This is a genomic window from Bacillus cereus group sp. BfR-BA-01349, assembly GCF_022663795.1.
Lineage (GTDB): Bacteria > Bacillota > Bacilli > Bacillales > Bacillaceae_G > Bacillus_A > Bacillus_A cereus.
The window spans coordinates 1-396 of record NZ_JAKUGE010000123.1; the positions used below are offsets into that span (position 1 = coordinate 1).

The window sequence follows — 396 nt, forward strand, 5'->3', positions numbered from 1 at the left end:
GGGCAGGTGTCACCCCCTATACTTCGCCTTACGGCTTCGCAGAGAGCTGTGTTTTTGCTAAACAGTCGCTTGGGCCTATTCACTGCGGCTTTCCGTTAAGAAAGCACCCCTTCTCCCGAAGTTACGGGGTCATTTTGCCGAGTTCCTTAACCAGAGTTCTCTCGCACACCTTAGGATTCTCTCCTCGCCTACCTGTGTCGGTTTGCGGTACAGGCACCTTTTATCTCGCTAGAAGCTTTTCTTGGCAGCGGGGAATCAAAGACTTCGCTCCATAAGGAGCTTCCCCATCACAGCTCAGCCTTTATGATAAGCGGATTTGCCTACTTATCAGCCTAACTGCTTGGACGTGCACAACCAATCGCACGCTTCTTCTATCCTTCTGCGTCCCTCCATTGC

1 rRNA gene is annotated in these 396 nt (G+C 51.8%); it reads right to left on the reverse strand.

Annotation, left to right across the window (positions count from 1 at the left end):
- Positions 1-396 (reverse strand): 23S ribosomal RNA (locus MR169_RS28015); the annotation flags it as partial.